This is a genomic window from Pseudomonas peli (assembly GCF_050563605.1).
GTDB classification, from domain to species: domain Bacteria; phylum Pseudomonadota; class Gammaproteobacteria; order Pseudomonadales; family Pseudomonadaceae; genus Aquipseudomonas; species Aquipseudomonas peli_A.
The window spans coordinates 1-507 of sequence record NZ_JBNXUH010000210.1; the positions used below are offsets into that span (position 1 = coordinate 1).

Sequence of the window (507 nt, forward strand, 5' to 3'; positions counted from 1 at the left end):
ACGCGGCCCCCCCCAAAACTCACCACTCGGGGGGCGTCGTCGCCAGCGTCAGATGTGTAAAAGAGACAGGCGCTGAACTGGGCCGACAGCGCCAGCCAGCTGGCCAAGCACCTGGGGCGTAACCGCGTGCAGCAGTTCAACCCCGCCGATGGCGTGCTGCTGGAACATCAACGCCAGCTGCAATGGATCACCCGTTTGCGCGAGGCCATCGAGCCTGTCTCTTATACACATCTGACGCTGGGAGATGTTTATAAGAGACAGGCGCCGGCCGGCGGGCAAAGCCCCGGGGGCGTACCCGCGTGCAGCAGTTAACCCCCGCCGATGGCGTGCTGCTGGAACATCAACGCCAGCTGCAATGGATCACCCGTTTGCGCGAGGCCATCGAGCTGGGCCACTTCGGGTTGTTCTAGCGGCGTGTGGGGGCGGGGAGGGGGAAATGAGAAGGAGTGAGGGATGAGTGTATAGAATACACATCTCAGAGACCACGAGACGAACTGAGCGATCTCG

General features: G+C 62.3%; 1 protein-coding gene. It reads right to left on the minus strand.

Annotated elements, in window-relative coordinates; translation table 11 throughout:
* Positions 1 to 48: 48 nt before the first annotated feature.
* Positions 49 to 231 (minus strand): hypothetical protein, encoded by a 183-nt coding sequence (locus ACQ4LH_RS21485; RefSeq protein WP_430698992.1) that lies wholly within the window; start codon positions 229 to 231, stop codon positions 49 to 51.
* Positions 232 to 507: the final 276 nt, after the last annotated feature.